The organism is Streptomyces sp. NPDC059895 (assembly GCF_042731035.1).
Classification (GTDB): Bacteria; Actinomycetota; Actinomycetes; order Streptomycetales; family Streptomycetaceae; genus Streptomyces.
Map to the genome: position 1 here is coordinate 1 of NZ_JBHWKO010000037.1, position 18,451 is coordinate 18,451.

The 18,451-nt window shown below is 74.1% G+C and carries 16 protein-coding genes and 1 pseudogene; 10 read left to right on the forward strand and 7 right to left on the reverse strand.

Annotation, left to right across the window (positions count from 1 at the left end; translation table 11 throughout):
- The first annotated feature begins 249 nt into the window (after positions 1 to 249).
- Positions 250 to 624: a ferredoxin gene (locus ACFV9M_RS31325; RefSeq protein ID WP_385079816.1), complete on the forward strand. Its 375-nt coding sequence runs from the start codon at positions 250 to 252 to the stop codon at positions 622 to 624.
- A gap of 146 nt (positions 625 to 770) precedes the next feature.
- On the opposite strand, the gene ACFV9M_RS31330 is transcribed toward ACFV9M_RS31325, so the two are convergent.
- Positions 771 to 1,628 (reverse strand): NUDIX domain-containing protein, encoded by an 858-nt coding sequence (locus ACFV9M_RS31330; protein WP_385079813.1) that lies wholly within the window; start codon positions 1,626 to 1,628, stop codon positions 771 to 773.
- Positions 1,629 to 1,790: 162 nt separating this feature from the next.
- On the opposite strand from ACFV9M_RS31330, the gene ACFV9M_RS31335 reads away from it, so the two are divergent.
- The 3 genes from ACFV9M_RS31335 to ACFV9M_RS31345 all read left to right on the forward strand — a co-directional run bounded on the left by ACFV9M_RS31335 (position 1,791) and on the right by ACFV9M_RS31345 (position 5,272).
- On the forward strand, positions 1,791 to 3,374 hold the full coding sequence (locus ACFV9M_RS31335; RefSeq protein WP_385079811.1) for a phytoene desaturase family protein: 1,584 nt from the start codon (positions 1,791 to 1,793) through the stop codon (positions 3,372 to 3,374).
- A gap of 82 nt (positions 3,375 to 3,456) precedes the next feature.
- Positions 3,457 to 3,648, forward strand: coding sequence for a DUF2795 domain-containing protein (locus ACFV9M_RS31340; RefSeq protein WP_385079809.1), 192 nt, complete (start codon positions 3,457 to 3,459; stop codon positions 3,646 to 3,648).
- Between the two features lie 130 nt (positions 3,649 to 3,778).
- The gene (locus tag ACFV9M_RS31345; protein ID WP_385102594.1) at positions 3,779 to 5,272 is read left to right on the forward strand and encodes an acyl-CoA synthetase; all 1,494 of its coding nucleotides are present in this window, start codon (positions 3,779 to 3,781) and stop codon (positions 5,270 to 5,272) included.
- A gap of 37 nt (positions 5,273 to 5,309) precedes the next feature.
- On the opposite strand, the pseudogene ACFV9M_RS31350 reads toward ACFV9M_RS31345, so the two are convergent.
- Positions 5,310 to 5,649 (reverse strand): annotated as a pseudogene (locus ACFV9M_RS31350) (phenylacetate--CoA ligase); the annotation flags it as partial.
- Between the two features lie 269 nt (positions 5,650 to 5,918).
- Between ACFV9M_RS31350 and ACFV9M_RS31355 the strand changes: the two are divergent.
- The 4 genes from ACFV9M_RS31355 (at position 5,919) to ACFV9M_RS31370 (ending at position 8,514) form a co-directional block, all read left to right on the forward strand.
- On the forward strand, positions 5,919 to 6,161 hold the full coding sequence (locus tag ACFV9M_RS31355) for a DUF397 domain-containing protein (protein WP_385077596.1): 243 nt from the start codon (positions 5,919 to 5,921) through the stop codon (positions 6,159 to 6,161).
- 150 nt (positions 6,162 to 6,311) lie between these two features.
- A complete protein-coding gene (locus ACFV9M_RS31360; protein ID WP_385077594.1) occupies positions 6,312 to 7,217 on the forward strand; it encodes a universal stress protein in 906 nt (301 codons plus the stop codon).
- A gap of 41 nt (positions 7,218 to 7,258) precedes the next feature.
- Positions 7,259 to 7,861: a CGNR zinc finger domain-containing protein gene (locus tag ACFV9M_RS31365; RefSeq protein ID WP_385077592.1), complete on the forward strand. Its 603-nt coding sequence runs from the start codon at positions 7,259 to 7,261 to the stop codon at positions 7,859 to 7,861.
- A gap of 155 nt (positions 7,862 to 8,016) precedes the next feature.
- Positions 8,017 to 8,514, forward strand: coding sequence for a hypothetical protein (locus tag ACFV9M_RS31370; protein ID WP_385077590.1), 498 nt, complete (start codon positions 8,017 to 8,019; stop codon positions 8,512 to 8,514).
- A gap of 4 nt (positions 8,515 to 8,518) precedes the next feature.
- On the opposite strand, the gene ACFV9M_RS31375 is transcribed toward ACFV9M_RS31370, so the two are convergent.
- Both ACFV9M_RS31375 and ACFV9M_RS31380 read right to left on the reverse strand, forming a co-directional pair.
- Positions 8,519 to 10,486 (reverse strand): N-acetylmuramoyl-L-alanine amidase, encoded by a 1,968-nt coding sequence (locus tag ACFV9M_RS31375; RefSeq protein ID WP_385077587.1) that lies wholly within the window; start codon positions 10,484 to 10,486, stop codon positions 8,519 to 8,521.
- A 459-nt stretch (positions 10,487 to 10,945) separates the two neighbouring features.
- Positions 10,946 to 12,085: an aminoglycoside phosphotransferase family protein gene (locus tag ACFV9M_RS31380; RefSeq protein ID WP_385077584.1), complete on the reverse strand. Its 1,140-nt coding sequence runs from the start codon at positions 12,083 to 12,085 to the stop codon at positions 10,946 to 10,948.
- A 231-nt stretch (positions 12,086 to 12,316) separates the two neighbouring features.
- Between ACFV9M_RS31380 and ACFV9M_RS31385 the strand changes: the two genes are divergently transcribed.
- Positions 12,317 to 13,816, forward strand: coding sequence for a hypothetical protein (locus tag ACFV9M_RS31385; RefSeq protein WP_385077582.1), 1,500 nt, complete (start codon positions 12,317 to 12,319; stop codon positions 13,814 to 13,816).
- 88 nt (positions 13,817 to 13,904) lie between these two features.
- On the opposite strand, the gene ACFV9M_RS31390 is transcribed toward ACFV9M_RS31385, so the two are convergent.
- The gene (locus ACFV9M_RS31390; RefSeq protein WP_385077580.1) at positions 13,905 to 15,323 is read right to left on the reverse strand and encodes a PP2C family protein-serine/threonine phosphatase; all 1,419 of its coding nucleotides are present in this window, start codon (positions 15,321 to 15,323) and stop codon (positions 13,905 to 13,907) included.
- Between the two features lie 420 nt (positions 15,324 to 15,743).
- On the opposite strand from ACFV9M_RS31390, the gene ACFV9M_RS31395 reads away from it, so the two are divergent.
- Positions 15,744 to 16,166 (forward strand): SsgA family sporulation/cell division regulator, encoded by a 423-nt coding sequence (locus ACFV9M_RS31395; protein ID WP_385077577.1) that lies wholly within the window; start codon positions 15,744 to 15,746, stop codon positions 16,164 to 16,166.
- Positions 16,167 to 16,214: 48 nt separating this feature from the next.
- Here ACFV9M_RS31395 and ACFV9M_RS31400 read toward each other — a convergent pair whose 3' ends face one another.
- Both ACFV9M_RS31400 and ACFV9M_RS31405 read right to left on the reverse strand, forming a co-directional pair.
- The gene (locus ACFV9M_RS31400; protein ID WP_385077575.1) at positions 16,215 to 17,228 is read right to left on the reverse strand and encodes a Gfo/Idh/MocA family protein; all 1,014 of its coding nucleotides are present in this window, start codon (positions 17,226 to 17,228) and stop codon (positions 16,215 to 16,217) included.
- 117 nt (positions 17,229 to 17,345) lie between these two features.
- Positions 17,346 to 18,440 (reverse strand): chemotaxis protein, encoded by a 1,095-nt coding sequence (locus tag ACFV9M_RS31405; protein ID WP_385077572.1) that lies wholly within the window; start codon positions 18,438 to 18,440, stop codon positions 17,346 to 17,348.
- Positions 18,441 to 18,451 lie beyond the last annotated feature (11 nt).

Consider the following 18,451-nt stretch of genomic DNA (forward strand, 5'->3'; position numbering starts at 1 on the left):
CCACGGCCCAACAACTTGCCGCGATCGCCGGGCGCGATCTCGCGAGCTCATGACCACGCCAAGACCAAGGACTTATTTTTCGACACTCCCCTGGCGGTCCGCCCGGCTCCACGCGTGCGCGCATCCGTATCCGTATCCGTGGCCCACTGCTCCGTATCCGTGGCCCACTGCGCTCCCGGTGCTCACGGAAGCCGACGAGCGCGCCGCCCCGGCAGGTTTGGGTCCGGCCGGCGCGGCAACCCGCACGGTGTGACTTCGACGACATCCCAACAGGAACTCTTCCGGTTCCTGGAGGACCGCTTCGCCTGCGCCCAGGCGTGCACCGAGTGTGCCCGTGCCTGCGCGCAGCGCGCGAGCCTCGTGGATCCGGACGGGACGGAACTGCAGGACCTCATACGCCGCAAGGGCATCATGTGCGCGGAGGTGTGCGACGCGACCTGCCGCATGCTGTCCGAGGACAACCGGACGGACGAGAGCGGCATCCGCGTCCAGCTGGAGTGGTGCCGCACGGTCTGCCTGGAGTGCGCGCACGTCTTCGACCGGCAGCCCGGCGCCGAGCGGAGCGCGGCCGCGTGCCGCGCCTGCGCCCAGGCCTGCACGGACTTCATGGCAACGCTCAGTTGATCAGTGATCACTGATCACTGATCGCTGATCTGCCGCTCACGCTTGGCTGATCGGCTGATCGGCTGATCGGCTGATGCGCCGGTCCGGCGGGCCGCCCTCGCGGTCCGGGGCGACCCGGGAGGGGATGCGAGCCCGTCCGGCCCGTCTCAGTCCCGGCCCCAGCCCCGTTCCGAGTAGAGCCGCCCGGCCCGGATGCCGTCCAGGGCGGTCCGTGTGTAGCCGACCAGCGGGTCCGGCAGGGCGTCCAGCGGCCACCACTCCCAGGCGAGGCACTTGTCCGGCTCCAGCAGCCGGGGTTCACCCGCCCACCGCCGGGCCCGGAACACCAGCTGGAGGCGCGGCCGGGTGCCGGGCGTGTCGACGACGTGCACGACGTGGGCCAACTCGACGTCCGCGGCCTCGATCACCAGTCCGGCCTCCTCCTTGGCCTCCCGGATCAGACAGGCCACGGCGGACTCCTGCTCGCAGTGGCCGGCCAGGAAGTGGTGGTGCAGGGGCGCGAAGGGCGAGTCGGGGTGGCGCAACCCGAGGAGGACCTTCCCGTCGCGCTCCAGGTACAGGTGCACGCCGACGACGTTCGCGACGGCTTCCCGCTGCGCGTGGCGCCGGGGCGGGGGGATTCTCCCGTCGGCCTGATGGCGGGCGAGGACCTCCGCCGCCCACGGCGCCATCGTCAGCTGGGCGGTGGTCGCGGCGTCGAAGAAGGCGAACATGATGCCCTCGCCGACCGGCAGCCGGGACGGATCGCCGTCCCAACGGCCGAGGAAGACCGTCATGTCGTCGATGACGGTGAAGCGGGTCAGCCCGTCCAGAACGAGCCCGGTCTCCTCCAGCAGTTCCCGCGCGACGCCCTCCTCCGGCGTCTCGTCCCCCTCCCGCGCCCCGCCGGGCAGGGACCAGGCGCCCGGATCGCAGATGGGTTTGTGCGCGTCGCGCAGATGGAGCAGGTACCGGCCACGCCGGTCGACCAGGAGCGCGGAGGTGTGGCGAGGCTCGGTGTCCATGCGGTGCCCTTCGTTCCGTACACGTGAGCGCCGGGACGAATTCCCGGATCCCCGACCGTACTTGAGGCCGTCCTGATGCGTATGGCAGCCGACACCGCGTACCACGGAAGGACGGGCGAGGAGTTCGCCGCCCGTTCCACCAGCAGTGTGTTACGAAGAGGCATGCCTGCACACGAGGGACCGGAACGCCCAGGGCACCGCGCCTACGACGCCGTGATCGTCGGCGGCGGCCACAACGGGCTGGTCGCCGCCGCCTACCTGGCCCGGGCCGGGCGGTCCGTGCTGGTGCTGGAGCGGCTGGACCACACCGGGGGCGCGGCCGTCTCCACCCGCCCGTTCGCCGGGGTGGACGCCCGGCTGTCGCGCTACTCCTACCTGGTCAGCCTGCTTCCGCGGAAGATCGTGCGGGACCTGGGCCTGCGGTTCCGCGTCCAGGGGCGCACCATCTCGTCGTACACCCCCGTGGAGCGCGGCGGGCGGCCGACCGGCCTGCTCGTGGGCGGGGGCGAGGAGCGCACCCGGGAGGCGTTCGCCCGGCTGACCGGCGGGGAGCGGGAGTACGCGGCCTGGCAGCGCTTCTACGGCATGACCGGACGCGTCGCCCGGAGCGTCTTCCCGACGCTCACCGAGCCGCTGCCCACCCGCGAGGAACTGCGCCGCCGCGTCGACGACGAGGACGCCTGGCGGGCCCTCTTCGAGGAGCCCCTGGGCCTCACGATCGAAGAGCACTTCGCGGACGACCTGGTGCGCGGCGTGGTCCTGACCGACGCCCTCATCGGCACCTTCGCCGACGCCCACGACACCTCCCTGAAGCAGAACCGCTGCTTCCTCTACCACGTCATCGGGGGCGGCACCGGCGCCTGGGACGTGCCCGTCGGCGGCATGGGCGCCCTCACCGACGCCCTCGCCGCGGCAGCCCGGGACGCGGGCGCCGTCCTCGCCACCGGCCACGAGGCCGTACGGATCGCCACGGACGGCCGCGGCGCCGAGGTCACCTGGCGCACCGCCGACGGCGAGGGCGTCGCCGCCGCCCGGCACGTCCTGGTGAACGCCTCCCCGCAGGCGCTCGCCGCCCTCGCCGGCGACGAGCCGCCCGCCCCCGCCGAGGGCGCCCAGCTCAAGGTGAACATGCTGCTCGAGCGGCTGCCCCGGCTGCGGGACGCCTCCGTCGACCCGCGCGAGGCCTTCGCCGGGACCTTCCACATCGCGGAGGGCTACGAGCAACTCGCCCGCGCCCACGCCCGGGCCGCCGCCGGCGAGCCGCCCACCGCCCCGCCGTCCGAGCTCTACTGCCACTCCCTGACCGACCCGAGCATCCTCGGCCCGGACCTCGCCCGACGCGGCTGCCAGACGCTGACCCTGTTCGGCCTGCACACGCCCGCCCGGCTCTTCGCCCGGGACCACGACGCCGTACGCGACACGCTGCTGGAGGCCACCCTCGCCCAGCTCGACGCCCACCTCGCCGAACCCCTCGCCGACTGCCTGGCCACGGACGCCGACGGCCGCCCCTGCATCGAGGCGCGGACCCCGCTCGACCTGGAACGCGACCTCGGCCTGCCCGGCGGCCACATCTTCCACCGCGACCTGTCCTGGCCCTACGCGGACGAGAGCGCCGGCCGCTGGGGCGTCGGGACCCGGCACGCCGACGTCCTGCTGTGCGGGGCCGGCGCGGTGCGCGGGGGAGGCGTCAGCGGAGTGCCGGGGCACAACGCGGCGATGGCGGTACTGGAGAGCGGGGACGGCTGACGAGCCGCATGCGTCGCGTGGGGAGGGGTACCCCGGCACAACGGAAAGACCGCACGAACGCACGGATGACAGGGAGGCTGTCATGGCGGACCTGAGCCCCATCGACCTGCAGAAGGCCCTCAGCGGCATGGACTACCCGACGGACAAGCAGCACCTGGTGGAGCGTGCCCGTCAGAACAAGGCCGACGACAAGGTCGTCAGCCGCCTCGACGGACTGAAGCAGGACCACTTCGACGGGCCCAACGAGGTGCAGAAGGCCGTCTTCAACCAGTAGCCGACGACAGCGGAGCCCGCGGCCGGCCGACGGACCGCCCTCGGCCGGCCGCGGGACCCTGATCCCCCGGCGCCGGACGTGCGCGCCGACCGCTTGACCCGCCCGCGTCGTCCCCCGAGGATCCTGTGTCATGACGCCAGGACACGGCAGCACGGTCGACGGGGTGCTGCGGCGCAGCGCCCGACGCACCCCGGCACGCGTCGCGGTCGAGTACCGCGACCGCACCTGGACCTACGAGGAACTCGACGAGGCCGTCTCCCGCGCGGCGGCCGCCCTGCTCGGCCTCGGCCTCGCCCCCGGCGACCGGGTCGGCGCCTACGGCCACAACTCCGACGCCTACCTCGTCGCGTTCCTCGCCTGCGCCCGCGCCGGCCTCGTACACGTCCCCGTCAACCAGAACCTCACCGGCGACGACCTCGCGTACGTCGTCGGCCAGTCGGGCAGCGCCCTGGTCCTCACCGACCCCGACCTCACGCACCGGCTCCCCGACGGCGTACGGACCCTGCCGCTGCGCGACAGCGACGACTCGCTCCTCTCCCGGCTGGCCGGCACCCCGCCGTACGACGGCCCCGAGCCGCGCGGCGAGGACCTGGTCCAGCTGCTGTACACCTCGGGCACCACGGCCCTGCCCAAGGGCGCGATGATGACCCACCGCGCCCTGGTGCACGAGTACCTGAGCGCGATCACCGCCCTCGACCTCGGCGCCGGCGACCGGCCCGCCCACTCCCTGCCGCTGTACCACTCGGCGCAGATGCACGTGTTCCTGCTGCCGTACCTCGCCGTCGGCGCCACCAACATCGTCCTGGACGCGCCGGACGGCGACCGGCTGTTCGACCTGATCGAGGCCGGCCGCGTCGACAGCCTCTTCGCTCCGCCGACCGTGTGGATCTCCCTGGCCAACCGCCCCGACTTCGCCACCCGCGACCTCGACGGACTGCGCAAGGCGTACTACGGGGCGTCGATCATGCCGGTCCCCGTCCTGGAACGCCTGCGCGAACGCCTCCCGAAGCTCGCCTTCTACAACTGCTTCGGCCAGAGCGAGATCGGCCCGCTCGCCACCGTACTCGCCCCCGACGAGCACCAGGGCCGCATGGACTCCTGCGGCCGCACGGTCCTCTTCGTGGACGCCCGCGTCGTCGACGAGAACGGCGAGGACGTGCCCGACGGCACCCCCGGGGAGATCGTCTACCGCTCCCCCCAGTTGTGCGAGGGCTACTGGAACAAGCCCGAGGAGACCGCCGACGCCTTCCGGGACGGCTGGTTCCGCTCCGGCGACCTCGCCGTGCGCGACGCCGACGGCTACTTCACCGTCGTCGACCGGGTCAAGGACGTCATCAACTCCGGTGGCGTGCTGGTCGCCTCCCGCCAGGTCGAGGACGCCCTCTACACCCATGAGGCCGTCGCCGAGGCGGCCGTCGTCGGCCTGCCCGACGAGAAGTGGATCGAGGCGGTCACCGCGGTCGTCGTCCCCAAGGGCGAGGTCACGGAGGACGACCTCATCGCCCACGCCCGCGCGAAGCTGCCCGCCTTCAAGGCGCCGAAGCGGGTGCTGTTCGTGGACGAGCTCCCGCGCAACGCCAGCGGGAAGATCCTCAAGCGGGAGCTGCGGGACCGGCTGGGCTGAGGAGCCGCCCGCCGCCCGCCGCCCCGGGACGGCGGGCTCACCGCGGCCGCAGGTCCACGATCCGCCTGATCTTCCCCACCGACCGCTCCAGGGACTCCGGCTCGACGATCTCCACACCGACCGACACCCCGATGCCGTCCTTCACGGCCGCCACGACGGCCCGCGCGGCCGCCTGACGGACCTCCGCCCCGGCGCCGGGGCGGGCCTCGGCGCGCACGGTCAGGGCGTCGAGGCCGGCCAGGTCGCGGCAGTCGTCGGGGTGGACGCCCGCCTTGTCGAAGGCCTCGCGGTAGAAGGGGACCCGGGTGTACGCGTGCCGCAACGAGGCGCGCAGCCGCTCCTGTTGCAGGGCGCGCAGCGCGTCCGCGCCGAGCCGTTCGCCGTCGTCCAGCAGATCCCTCGCAGCCGTCACGGACGCCTCCTTCGCCGCTGCCCTCGCAGACGACCGATCATTCGGTCGCCCGCCTCGAGGTCAATGATCCGGACCACGGGACGACGGGCAAGGGGGGAGACACGAATTCCCGGCCCGCGCGGCTCGTGGGCGCGGGTTCCCCGGACAGCCGCAAGGTCCCCGTCATGTGCTCTGTCCGCGTCCGTGGCCGATCGCTAGGCTGGCCGCGGACGACGAACCGGGAGGAGCACGGACGTGGCCGAGAGCACCATCCAGCAGCAGCCGCTCGCGGGCTGGGAGAAGCCGGAGCTGGACCTCAGCAGGGCCGAATGGCAGTCCAGCAGCAGAGGCCGGGGGGATGTCCAGATCGCCTTCGTCGAGGGATTCGTCGCGATGCGCAACAGCGGCCGCCCGGAGAGCCCTTCCCTGATCTTCACGCCCGCGGAGTGGGGCGCCTTCGTCTGCGGCGCCCGGGAGGGCGAGTTCGACCTGACCTGAGCCCCCGCCGGTCCGGCCCGCCGCAACGGGCCGAACCGGCGGTGTTCCCCCTCGTTTTCCGGACACGCGACCCCGGGGACCCGGGCCGGGCCCCCACCTGGGCCAGGCTGGCCCCAGCAGGACGAAGGACGTGTCCCGGAGGTGAGGACCATGAGCACTCTGCCGGTCGTCGCGGCGGTCGACGGCTCCGAGAACGGCTGGCGCGCTCTCGACTGGGCCCTCGAGGCCGCCCGAGGGCGCGGGGCTCCGCTGCGCGTCGTGCACGTGCGCCAGTACGCCCTCTGGACCCAGCCCGGCGCCCCCGTGGTGGTGCCCCCGCCGCCGGACGAGGACCCGGTCCTCGCCGACGCCCGCGCCCGGCTGGCCGGCGCCGCGGACGGCACGGACCTGGAGTACGTCGGCCTGGACGGCGCGCCGGGCGCCCTGCTGCCCGAACTCGGCGCGGAGGCCGAACTACTCGTCCTGGGCTCCCGGGGTCGCGGCGGCTTCGCCCGGCTGCTCCTCGGCTCCAACGGCCTCACCGCCGCGCGGGACGCCGAGTGCCCGGTCGTGGTCGTGCCCCCGCCCGGACGCGAGGCGGACGGCCCGCACCCCGCGCCCGAACCGGGGCCCCGCGTGGTCGTCGGCCTCAAGACGGACGGCCCCGACGACGCCACCCTCGACTTCGCCTTCACCGAGGCCGCCCTGCGCGGCGCCCGCCTCCAGGTGGTCGCCGCCTACCCCTGGCCCGTGCAGACCTGGGCCGCCCCCGGCGAACTGATCGCGCCGGTCGTCGAGCAGGGGGCCGTCGAGCACGAGACCCGTACCCTCGTCGAGGGCTTCCTCACCGCGCACCGGGAACGGCACCCCGGAGTGCGCGCCGAACCCCACCCGGTCCCCGGTGACGCGGCCGGACAGTTCGTAGCCGCCTCCGCCGCCGCCGACCTGGTCGTCGTCGGCCGCCACCGCCGCCGTCTGCTGGCCCCCGCCCGCATGCTGGGCTCCGTCACCCACGCCGTCCTGCTGCACGCGGCGAGCCCGGTCGCGGTCGTGCCCCCGGCGCCGGGGGAGGAGTGACCGCCGGGGCGACGGACGCCGGTGGACCTATCATCGGCCGCATGCAGGACGCGACCCACGGCGACACCCGCCTCGCCCTCGACCTGGCGCTGACCATCCGGCGCGACGGTCACGGCGGGGTCGCCGACGACCTGGCCGACCCCGCCGGACTGACCGCCTGGGTGGCGGCCCACGCCGAGGACCTCCCGGACACCGCCGGACGGACCGTCGACGCGGCCGCCCTGGCCGCCGTGCACGCCCTGCGCGCCGCCGTCCGCGCCCTCTTCGCCCACGCCGTCCGCCCCGCCGAGCCCAGCCCCGCCGACGCGGCCCGCCTGCTGCCCCTGCCCGAGGCCCTGCGCCGCCTGAACGCGGCCGCCGCCCGCACCCCCACCGTCCCGGTCCTGCGGTGGACCGAGGGCACCGGCCCCGTCGCCGACCGGCGGCCCGTGCCGGACGGCGGCGATCTCACGGCCGCCCTCGCCCAGGCCGCGATCTCCTTCCTGACCGGCCCCGACCGGCAGCGACTGCGTGCCTGCCACGCCCCGCGCTGCGTCCGCTACTTCCTCAAGGACCACCCCCGCCAGGAGTGGTGCAAGCCGTCCTGCGGCAACCGCGCCCGCGTGGCCCGCCACCACGAACGCCACCGCAAGACCGTGGGCTGACCCACCGGGGAGGAACGCGCACGGCGGTACGGACGAAGGGACGGACACCGTCAGCGGAGGTCCCCTGTACGACCCGCCCGCGCACGGCGGTCCCGCGGCCCACCGCCCCCGTGACCTCCCGCCCATCGCCGAACGGCACCACGTACCATGGCCGCATGTCGTTCCTCCGCCGCCGCAGCGCCACCCCCGCCGGGCCCGACTTCGACGTACTGGCCATGGACCCGGGCGACTGGCCCGGCAATCTCGGCGCCGGGCTGCTGCCCGCCCCCGACGGCACCTGCCAGGGCGTCTTCCTGCGCTACGACCTCTTCGGCGGCCGCGGCCCCGCGATGATCATCGGCAACCTCCCGGCGGGCTCCCCCGCCCGCGAGGTCGCGGAGGGCCAGGTGCCCTTCGAGGTCGCCCAGCTGCTGCTGGCGCTGGAGAACGACGAGGAGGTGACCGTCGTCGGCACCGAGGACATGCCGGTGATGCAGGGCGACAACCTGCTGATCGTGCGCCGCCTCAAGCTCTCCGAGAGCCGCATCTCCTGCGTCCAGTTCGACCGCAGCGACAACGTCCTCGTCACCATCGCCGCCTGGGACCGCCCCATCACCGACGACCTGTACGCCCTGCTGAAACCGCTCCCGGCGGAGCTCTTCCAGCAGGGCTGACCGGTCAGGAGGCCGACACCCGCACGTCCGCCGCCCGCACGAACGCGACCCGGTGGCCGTACTGGATCTCGTAGTACAGGTCCTTGCCGACCACCACCCGGTGCGTGTCGGCCGCGAAGGTGACCGCGTAGTAGTACTCGCCCGGCACCTTGCCGCCGACCACGTACTTCTGGCCCTTCGGCAACCGGTACGGCAGCGGGGAGACCGCCTGCGCCGGGACGCCCGCCGGATAGGCCGACGCCTCCGGATAGGCCCGCCCGTAGACCGGGACGCTGTCCACGCCGTCCTTCGGGGTGACCACCGTGCCGGAGGCGGGCACGGCCGTCGGCTGCTTCGCCGGGTTGCGGAACCAGGCCTTCTGGCCGAGGTACCAGATCGCCGTCCAGTCCCCCCACCGGTCGGCCACCGCGTACTGCTGGCCGGTGGACACCCGCGAGGAGATGTCGTTCACGCCCGTGCCCGGTGTGGTGCCCAGGCCGATGTCCTCGATCAGGGGCGCGGTCTCGGAGTGGTCGGAATACAGCCGGACCTCGCTGGAGCCGTGCGCCGCGCACGGCTCGCCCCGACTGGCGCAGCCCGTGTACACCGGCTGGTGGGCCGTGTAGTCCGGCAGGATCGTCACCAGCGAGCCGTTCTGGCCGGCCGTGGCCCCGAAGGGGCGTCCCAGCAGCTCGAAGTAGTGCCGCCAGTCCCAGTACGGACCGGGGTCCGTGTGCATCCCCGCAACGGTCGCCGTCGTCGGGCCGGGCACGTTGTCGTGGCCCAGCACGTGCTGGCGGTCCAGGGGGACGCCGTACTTCGCGGCCAGGTACGTCACCAGGCGCGCCGACGACCGGTACATGGCCTCCGTGTACCAGGAGTCCGGGGAGGCGAGGAAGCCCTCGTGCTCCAGGCCGATCGACTTGGCGTTGACGTACCAGTTGCCCGCGTGCCAGGCCACGTCCTTGGCCTTCACGTGCTGCGCGATGTGGCCGTCGGTGGAGCGCAGCGAGTAGTTCCAGGACACGTACGCCGGGTCCTGGACCAGGTCGATGACGCCCTCCCAGCCGCCCTCGGTGTCGTGCACGACGATGTACTCGACGGACTGGGACGCCGGACGGTCCCCCACGTCGTGGTTGCCGTAGTCGTTGTCGCCGAACTGCTCGTAGGGCGCCGGGATCCACTCGCAGGAGACGGTGCTCGGGCACTCGGTGCCCGCGGCGGACGCCGTGCGCAGACCGGTGTGCCGCAACTGGGCGGTGTGCGGCCGCACCCGCGGCTGCGCGGGCAGGGCGACCCGCTGGCCGGCGTCCGTGACGCGCTCCGTGCCGGTGCGGATCACCTCGTACACGTCGTTCGCGTAGGCGGCGCCCGTCGCGGTGTCGTCGGCACCCGAGAAGTACGCCACCGCTCCGTACCAGTCCGCCGGGTCGGCGCTCAGCGGCTCGCCCAGATCCTGCTGGGCGGCGGCGAGCAGGGCGGCGCCGCCGGCCACGTTGGCCGCGGGGTCCGTGCGCAGTTCCTCGAGGCTCGAACCGGTCAGCTCGGCCGCGTGCAGGAGCGTCTTCAGCCGCGAGGGGATCTCGGCGTCCTCGGGGAGAGCTGTCCCGGGGCGCAGCGGCGGTCGGGCGTCGTCGCCGCGGGCGTCCTCCGCGCCCTCGCTGTGGTGCGGGGCCGAGGCCAGGGCGGTGCGGGCGTCGGTGAGGTGCATGGGGCCGTAGCCGCCGGTCACGCTCGGCGCCCCGGCGTGCCCGTCCCAGCGGGACTGGAGGTAGGAGACGCCCAGCAGCACGCTCTGCGGCACGTGGTACTCGGCGGCCGCGGTGCTGAACGCCCGCTGGAGCAGCGTCGCGGACGCGCCCGCCGCGTCCGCGGACCCGGAGGCCGCGCCGAGCAGCGGCAGCAGCAGGGCCGCCGACGCCACGGCGGCGGTGGCTCCGCGGGCGCGTGCGGAACCGGGCTCTGGTCGGGGGTGGGTGACGGATCTTCGCAATGCGGCCTCCTGGGACCAACGAGCGGGTCGGGGCGTGCGGGGCCGGGCGTGAGGCAGTGGTACCCGGTTGCCGACGGTCCGTCAATGATGCCCACCAGGAGACGATTTCCCATGTCAACAGGGGTTCGGCGAGTTTCGTGGCGGCGGCCCGCGGGCCTGCGGCCCGCCAGTGGAGTACACCTGTGGGTGAGGGTCTCGCCGGACGGCCGCAGCCTCGACGGAGCGCGTCACCCAGGCGGCCGTACCACCCGGCAGTGCGTGGAGCGGGCGGGCGTACCACCCGGCAGTGCGCGGAGCGGGCGGCCGTACCACCATCCGGCAGTGCGTGGAGCGGGCGGGCGTACCACCACCCGGCGGTGCCCGGTGTGAGGGCGTCCCGCCGGGAGCGCCCCGGGGGCCGGTCCGGACATGCGAAGGCCGCGGGGCGCCGCCGCTCCGGCGCTCCGCGGCCTTCCCCCCTCAGCGGGTGCCGACAGCCGCCCGTACGGCCCGCCGGGCCAGCTGGCAGTCGTCGTGCAGCCGCCGCAGCAGCAGCCGCTGTTCCTCGCCGGACTGCGCGACCGCCGGATGGGCCGTGCCCGGAGCCGTCGGGGCCGTGTCGTGCATCGAACGCTGCACGGCCGTCTCGTAGGTGCGGATCTCCCGGGTCAGGACCAGCATCAGGTTCACCAGGAACGCGTCGCGCGAGGCCGGGCCCGCCGACTGCGCGATCTGGCTGATCTGACGGCGCGCCACCGGCGCGTCCCCGAGGACCGACCACAGCGTCGCCAGGTCGTAGCCCGGCAGGTACCAGCCCGCGTGCTCCCAGTCCACCAGCACTGGACCGGCCGGTGACACGAGGATGTTCGACAGGAGGGCGTCGCCGTGGCAGAACTGGCCCATGCCCTGACGGCCCGCGGTCGCCGCGATGCCGTGCACCAGCTTCTGAAGGTCGCCCAGGTCCCGGTCGGTGAGCAGGCCCAGCTCGTGGTAGCGGGAGATCCGGGCCGCGTAGTCCAGCGGCGCGTCGAACGTGCCCGCCGGCGGACGCCAGGCGTTGAGCCGGCAGATCGCGCCCAGCGCCGCCCTGATGTCCGCGCGCGGCGGTGGCTCCGCCGGGTGCCGCAGGAGCGCCGCCGCCCGTCCCGGCATCCGTTCGACGACGAGCGTGCAGTTGTCCGGGTCCGCCGCGATCAGTCGCGGCACCCGCACCGGGGGGCGGTGCCGGACGAACGTGCGGTATGCGGCTATCTCGTGGCGGATCCGTTCGGCCCAGACGGGTGAGTGGTCCAGTAAACACTTCGCGACGGCCGTGCTCCGTCCCGTCGTACCGACCAGGAGCACGGAGCGGCCGCTGCGGCGCAGCACCTGCACCGGGGCGAACTCCGGGCAGATGCGGTGCACCGACGCGATCGCCGTGCGCAGCTGGGCGCCCTGGGGGCCGGACAGGTCGAGTCTCCCGCTGAGCGGTTGTGCGCCGAGACCCGCGGGACGCCGGCCGCGGCCCGCGCCGAGCACCGGGGCCGCCGACCGCGCGGGGTCGAGGTAGGGGCCGCCGCCGCCCGGGCGGGGGAGCAGCGACCGGGGCGGGGCGGACACGGAGGACGATGCTGCGTACATGGGGGAGACAGATCCCTTCGTGTGCCTGCTGTGTCAAAGCGCTGCCCGGCCCGGCCTCCCGGGTGCACCCTGGGGAATGTTCCCGGCGACCGGGTCGGGGTGGCGCGTTCCTACCTGACACCCGTAGCCCGGTGGCACACCATCTGGCGGACCCTGGCGAAACCCTGGCGAATAGTCCCTCGGCACTGTCCCCGGGCTACTGTCAACTCAGCCGAGAACCTGGGGGCTTACGTGAGCGGACAACCCAACACCCGGCTCGCGGACCTGTTCGGCCTGGCCGGCTGGTCCAAGGGCGAACTCGCGAGGCTGGTCAACCGGCAGGCGGCGGCCATGGGCCATCCCCAGCTGGCGACGGACACCTCGCGGGTGCGGCGGTGGATCGACACGGGAGAGATCCCGCGCGATCCGGTGCCGCGGGTGCTGGCGGCTCTGTTCACCGAGCGACTCGGCCGTGTCGTGACCATCGAGGACCTCGGTCTGGTACGGCACGGGCGTGCGGGGAAACGGCAGGGCGGCGGGAGTGCGGATCATCCCGACGGCGTGCCGTGGGCGCCCGAACGGACCGCCGCGGTCCTCACCGAATTCACGGGAATGGACCTCATGCTCAACCGACGCGGCTTGGTGGGCGCGGGCGCCGCGCTCGCCGCGGGATCAGCACTCAGCACGGCCATGTACGACTGGCTGCACACCGACCCCACCCTCTCCGCCGACGCTCCTGTCATCGACCACCCCCTCGCGCACGTCGACCCCGCCGGGTTCGACCGCTACGAGGCCGCCCCGATCGGGACGGAGGAGGTCGACGAACTGGAGCGCTCGGTCGAGGTGTTCCGAGCCTGGGACGCCGCCCGTGGCGGCGGGCTCCAGCGCAAGGCCGTGGTGGGCCAGCTCAACGAGGTGGGCGGCATGCTCGCCTACCGTCACCCACCCCATCTCCAGCGGCGCTTGTGGGGCGTCGCCGCCAACCTCGCCGTCCTCGCGGGCTGGATGTCGCACGACGTCGGCCTGGAGCCCACGGCCCAGAAGTACTTCGTCATCGCCGCCCATGCCGCGAGAGAGGGCGGTGACCGGCCGCGGGCCGGCGAGGCGCTCTCCCGGGCGGCCCGGCAGATGGTGCACCTCGGCCGGCCCGACGAGGCCCTCGACCTGATGAAGCTCGCCCAGTCCGGCTCCGGCGACGAGGTGCTGCCCCGCACCCGGGCCATGTTCCACACCGTCGAGGCCTGGGCGCAGGCGTCGATGGGCAAGGGCCAGGCCATGCGCCGCACCCTCGGCCGGGCGGAGGACCTGTTCGTCTCCGACCGCGACGACGCCAGGACACCGTCGTGGATGCAGACCTTCAAGGACGAGGACCTGTACGGCATGCAGGCCCTGGCCTACCGCACCCTGGCGGAGTTCGAGCCGGGCGCGGCCGCGCACGCCCAGTACTACGCGGAGAAGGCGCTGTCGCTGCGGGTCGACGGACGGGAGCGGTCGAAGATCTTCGACCATCTGTCCATGGCGTCGGCCTGCTTCATCGCGGACGACCCCGAGCAGGCCGACCGGTACGCCCGGCTGGCCCTGATGTCGATGGGGTCGAACTCCTCCCGTCGCACCTGGGACCGGCTGCGTCAGATGTACCGGCTCACCGCGGAGTACACCGGTTCCCCGAGGATCAGCGAGCTGCGCGAGGAGATCCGGCAGGCGCTGCCGAAGGCGAGGGGAGGGCGGGGCGGTAGCGCCGCTCCGGCGTAGGCCGCCGGCAAGGGGATCCGGTCCGGCCCGTCGGAGCCCGGTCCGACGACGGGGGCGCCGATGCGGCCGTCGCCGCGGTCCCGGTGCGTCACGCGTCGTACGGCGTCACCCGGGCGACGAGCACACAGGCGTCGTCCTGGCGGTCCCTCGTGCCGAACTCCTCCACGGCCATCCGTACGCAGTCCTGTGCGGTGGGCGTCGCCGCGAGGCGCGGGGCCAGGTCCAGCAGCGGGGAGTCCGCGTCGGTCCCGTGGCCGTCGCCGGGTACCAGGCCGACGGTGTGCAGGAGCAGGAGGTCGCCCTCCTCGAGGGTCTCCTCGGACTGTCCGTAGACGGTGCCGGGGGCGGCACCGAGGAGGGCGCCGGCCGGTGCGCCGAGCCGGCGTCCCGTCCCGTCGCGCAGGAGCAGCGGGGCGGGGTGTCCGGCCCGCGCCCAGGTGAGGGTGCGGGTCTGCGGCTGGTAGCGGCAGCAGACGGCGCCGGCTAGGGCGGGCTGGGCGCCCGCGTCGAGTAACTGGTTGAGCCGGGTCATCAGTTGAGCCGGGCGAGTGCCCGCCATCGCCATGCCGCGCAGGGCGCCCAGCGTCATCGCCAGTGTGGAAGCGACGGCCGGGCCCTGGCCGGTGAGGTCGCCGACGCTCAACAGCGTTTCCCCGTCGGCGAGTTCGAACACGTCGTACCAGACGTCGCCGATGGTCGAGCCGGCGTGGGCGGGCAGGTGGTGGGCGGCGATGTCGAGACGGCGGGGACCCTGGTGCGCGAGCCGCAGAAAACCGCGCCAGGGCGGCAGCGCGGCTTGCTCCGGTTCGACCGCGATCCGGCGCTCGGTCTGCGCCTGCCGCCGGTGCCGTTGCAGCGAGTCACGGGTCTCGCGCACCGCCCGCTGGCCGCGGCGCAGTTCGCCGACGTCCCGCAGCACGGCCCACATGGCGGCGGTGCCGCCGTCGGCGTCGAGTACGGGTTCGCCCATCATGTGCACGGTCCGGACCTCGCCGTCCGGCCGGACGATCCGGAACTCGCCGTCGATGGGCCGGGCGTCGACGAGGCAGCCGGTGACCATCGTGGTGAGCAGGGGGCGGTCCTCCTCCCGGACGAGCGAGGGCAGTTCGTCGAGGGTGAGCGCGGGGGTGGCCGGATCGCGGCCGACGAGCCGGTACAGCTCCGGGGACCAGACGGCGTCGTCGGTCAGCAGGTTCCACTCCGCGGTGCCGACCCGGCTGCGCGGTGCGCCGCGTCGGGGAGGGGACGGCGCGGGTGCCTCCTCCACCGCGGGCGGGCCGTCCCGCAGTTCGGCCAAGTGCGCGTCGAGGTCGTTGAGCTGATGCAGCGCCAGGTCGTAGAGCGCGCGCTGCCAGCGCCCCCGCGGGCCGGTTCCGTCGCTCTGCGTGTCCCTCCGTACGGCGTCGACCTCGCCCCTGAGCCGTCGCGTCTGCGTGATCAGCGCGTCGACCGGGCCGCGCCCCGGCGGCTGGGCGGCGGGGCGGTCCGCAGAGAGAGGGGGCGGCATGACGCACTCCGATGCGGGGGGACGGGACGACCAAGGGTGACGGAAGGGGCCGTTACGACTCTCGCACAGCCCGCGACGCCGTGTAAGTGATTCGGCAAGACACGATACGGTGATGCGCTTGGCATATGCCACAGTCTTCACGGCCGTATGTCCCGGTGCGGTTGAGGTAGCCGGATCTCTGGTGCAAGTCGTAGGTGGCGTAAGCGACTTGGGGGACCTCTGGGGTCGCGCGGGGGCGTCCATCCGGGTGTTCGACGGTCGTGTGTTCCATGCTGCGGGGCCTCGCGGAGCCGATGCGGCCGGGAGTGACGCAGCTCACATCAATTCATCATCGCTTCCGCGTAATGCGGAGCGCCCCTGCGGGGTCCTACAAGCAGTACGCCCGACCGGCCGACCTCTCAACCGCCGCGGAGACCGCCCATGGATTTCGTCCCCGTCACCGTCCAGCAGCCCGCCCGCGCCGAGCTCATCACCTCGCAGGAGCGGGAACTGCCGGTGCCCGTCACCCTCCGCTACTCCTCCGACGACCCGCTCGCCGTGCACCTCGACTTCCCGCCCGAGGCGTGCCTGAAGGACGAGGCCGTCACCTGGACCTTCGGGCGCGCGCTGCTGGAGGAGGGGCTGGACGGGCCGGCCGGCACCGGTGACGTGCAGATCTGGCCGTGCGGCCGGGCCGGGACGGTGCTGGAGCTGCACTCGCCGCTCGGACTGGCCCTCCTCCGCTTCGACACGGCCGCCCTGCGCCGGTTCCTGCTGCGCAGCCACGCCGTGGTCGCGGCGGGACGCGAGGACGTCGGCGCCGCGGTCGACCGCGGGCTCGAAACCCTCCTCGGCAACGTCTGACACGCTCGCGGCCGCCCGGCCCCGGCGCTGGGGGCCCGGCCTGGACCGTCAGCCGTACAGGGCCGGACGCGGGGCGAGGCCGACGTTCACGCGCGTCCCCGTCTCCGACGCCCGGACCCCGGCCTCGGCGACCACGGCGGCCGCGTATCCGTCCCAGGCGCTCGGACCGGTGACCGTGCCCCGCCGGACGGCGTCGACCCAGGCCCGCACCTCGCGGTCGTAGGCGTCGACGAACCGGACCAGGTAGTCCTGCGGTACGTCCGTGCCGGCCGTGCCGCCCGCCGCCACGAGCATGCCGTGGTCGTCTCCGATGCGGGCGCTGCCCGCCTCGCACACCGCCTCGCAGCGCACCTGGTAGCCGAAGCCGGAGTTGACGAAGACCTCCACGTCGACCAGGGCGCCGCCGTCGGTCTCGAAGAGCACGAACTGCGGGTCGGCCAGACCCGCCGGGGCGCCGGACGAGGGGCGCGGCCGCAGCACCGTGACCGCCGTCAGCTCCTGGCCCAGCAGCCAGCGGGCCGCGTCGATCTCGTGCGACACGGAGCTGTCGATGAGCATGGCGCTGGTGAAGCCGGGCGGGGAGGAGACATTGCGGTGGGTGCAGTGCAGCATCAGCGGCCGGCCCAGGCGCCCGTCGTCCAGCAGCGCCTTGAGCCTGCGGTACCCGGCGTCGTAACGCCGCATGAAACCGATCTGGGCCAGCCGCCGGCCCAGCCCCGCCTCCGCTTCCAGGACACGCAGCGCGCCGGCCGGGTCCGGCACCATGGGCTTCTCGCACAGCACCGGCAGACCGCGGGCGAAGGCCGCGAGCAGCGCCTCCTCGTGCGCGGGACCGGGAGAGGCGATCAGGACGGCCTCGACGCCCGGGGCGTCCAGAACGGCCTCCACCTCCGTGTGCGTGAAGACGCCCGCGATCCCGGCGACGGCCTCCTCGGCGCGGGCGGAGTCGGCGTCGGCCACCGCGGCGACCCTGGCGCCACTCACCACCTGGTCGAGGCGGCGTATATGGTCGGCGCCCATGTGTCCGGCGCCCAGGACCGCCACGCCCAGCAGGTCACCCACGTGCGTTCTCCCTCCCCGACGGTGATCACGCCGTAGCGTACGCCGCCGGGGAGAACGCCGAGGAGGGCTGCCCGGGTCGCCGGGGAGGGGCGCCTCGGACGTGGGGGGAGGGCCGCCTCAGTAGCGCAGCACCCCCGCGATGCCGTGCGCGTCGCCCAGGGCGCCGTCCGGGACGAAGTGCACCTCGGCGCCCGTCTCCAGGCACTGCTCGACGATCTCGTCGACGATGTCCTCGCGGGAGTCCAGGTCGCCGCCGCCCGCCGGGACCAGGTGGTCCCCGTCGTCGCGGACCGTGACGCGGTAGTTCTCCTCGACCGCCAGCAGCCGGACCCGGCCCTCCCGGGCGCTCCGCCAGACCTCGTCGACGCCCGCCGCGAAGGTGCGGTGGCCGCGCGCCGCGTCCAGCTCCCGGCCCACCGCGGCGGTGTCCCGGCGGGCCTGCGCGTCGTGCAGCGGCCGTACGGCCTGCCACACGGCCTCGGCGGAGCCGTGCGCGAGACCGCCGTGCCGCACGTGCAGCGCCTCCCGGGCGACGCCCCCCGACTCGTCCAGGAGGGAGAGCGCGGCCTCCTCGCCGGTCAGGTACAGCGGCCGCGGGTCCTGGCGCAGCAGCCGGGCCATGGCGATGTCGGCGTCGCGCAGGAAGCGGCGGGTGTCCTCGTCGCGGTAGGTGCTCGGCAGGTCGCCGATGCGCTCCATGCGCTCGGCGTCGAAGTTCTCCCGGCTCCGCACCAGCGGGAAGCCGCCGGTGCGGACCTCGGCGACCCGGTCGGCGCCGCCGTTCCACAGGGTGACGCGGTCGGGGGAGAGCGACAGCACCCAGAACGGCCGCTCGGCCGCCTGGGCGGAGACCAGGTTGCGGGTGAGGAACGTGTCGGAGAGGACGACCCGCTCGGGCACGGGGCGGGCCAGGGACCACACCTGGTGCTCACCCGGCGCGGCGAAGATCACCAGGCCGTCCTCGGCGTGCGTCAGGTCGACCTCGGCGAGGGCCCGGTCGAGCTGTCCGGCGACATCGGTGCGCCGGTTCCGGGTGACCGACGGATCGGCCTCCAACTGCTTCTTGGCCTCGGCGACGACATTGCGCAGCCGCACCCGGTCCTGGGCGTTGTCCGGCTCACGGCGATGCGTCGGGGTCAGCACGGACACCGCGGGGTAGGGGCGCGGACGGCGCAGTTCGGAGAGGGTCGCTGGGCTGAGTGCGTGCTCCATAGCAGCACGAT

Excerpts from the sequence above, each read along its gene's own strand:
- ACFV9M_RS31330 (WP_385079813.1), bottom strand. The coding sequence starts at position 1,628 with ATGGACACCGAGCCTCGCCACACCTCCGCGCTCCTGGTCGACCGGCGT.
- ACFV9M_RS31335 (WP_385079811.1), top strand. The coding sequence starts at position 1,791 with ATGCCTGCACACGAGGGACCGGAACGCCCAGGGCACCGCGCCTACGAC.
- ACFV9M_RS31340 (WP_385079809.1), top strand. The coding sequence starts at position 3,457 with ATGGCGGACCTGAGCCCCATCGACCTGCAGAAGGCCCTCAGCGGCATG.
- ACFV9M_RS31345 (WP_385102594.1), top strand. The coding sequence starts at position 3,779 with ATGACGCCAGGACACGGCAGCACGGTCGACGGGGTGCTGCGGCGCAGC.
- ACFV9M_RS31360 (WP_385077594.1), top strand. The coding sequence starts at position 6,312 with ATGAGCACTCTGCCGGTCGTCGCGGCGGTCGACGGCTCCGAGAACGGC.
- ACFV9M_RS31365 (WP_385077592.1), top strand. The coding sequence starts at position 7,259 with ATGCAGGACGCGACCCACGGCGACACCCGCCTCGCCCTCGACCTGGCG.
- ACFV9M_RS31370 (WP_385077590.1), top strand. The coding sequence starts at position 8,017 with ATGTCGTTCCTCCGCCGCCGCAGCGCCACCCCCGCCGGGCCCGACTTC.
- ACFV9M_RS31380 (WP_385077584.1), bottom strand. The coding sequence starts at position 12,085 with ATGTACGCAGCATCGTCCTCCGTGTCCGCCCCGCCCCGGTCGCTGCTC.
- ACFV9M_RS31390 (WP_385077580.1), bottom strand. The coding sequence starts at position 15,323 with ATGCCGCCCCCTCTCTCTGCGGACCGCCCCGCCGCCCAGCCGCCGGGG.
- ACFV9M_RS31395 (WP_385077577.1), top strand. The coding sequence starts at position 15,744 with ATGGATTTCGTCCCCGTCACCGTCCAGCAGCCCGCCCGCGCCGAGCTC.
- ACFV9M_RS31405 (WP_385077572.1), bottom strand. The coding sequence starts at position 18,440 with ATGGAGCACGCACTCAGCCCAGCGACCCTCTCCGAACTGCGCCGTCCG.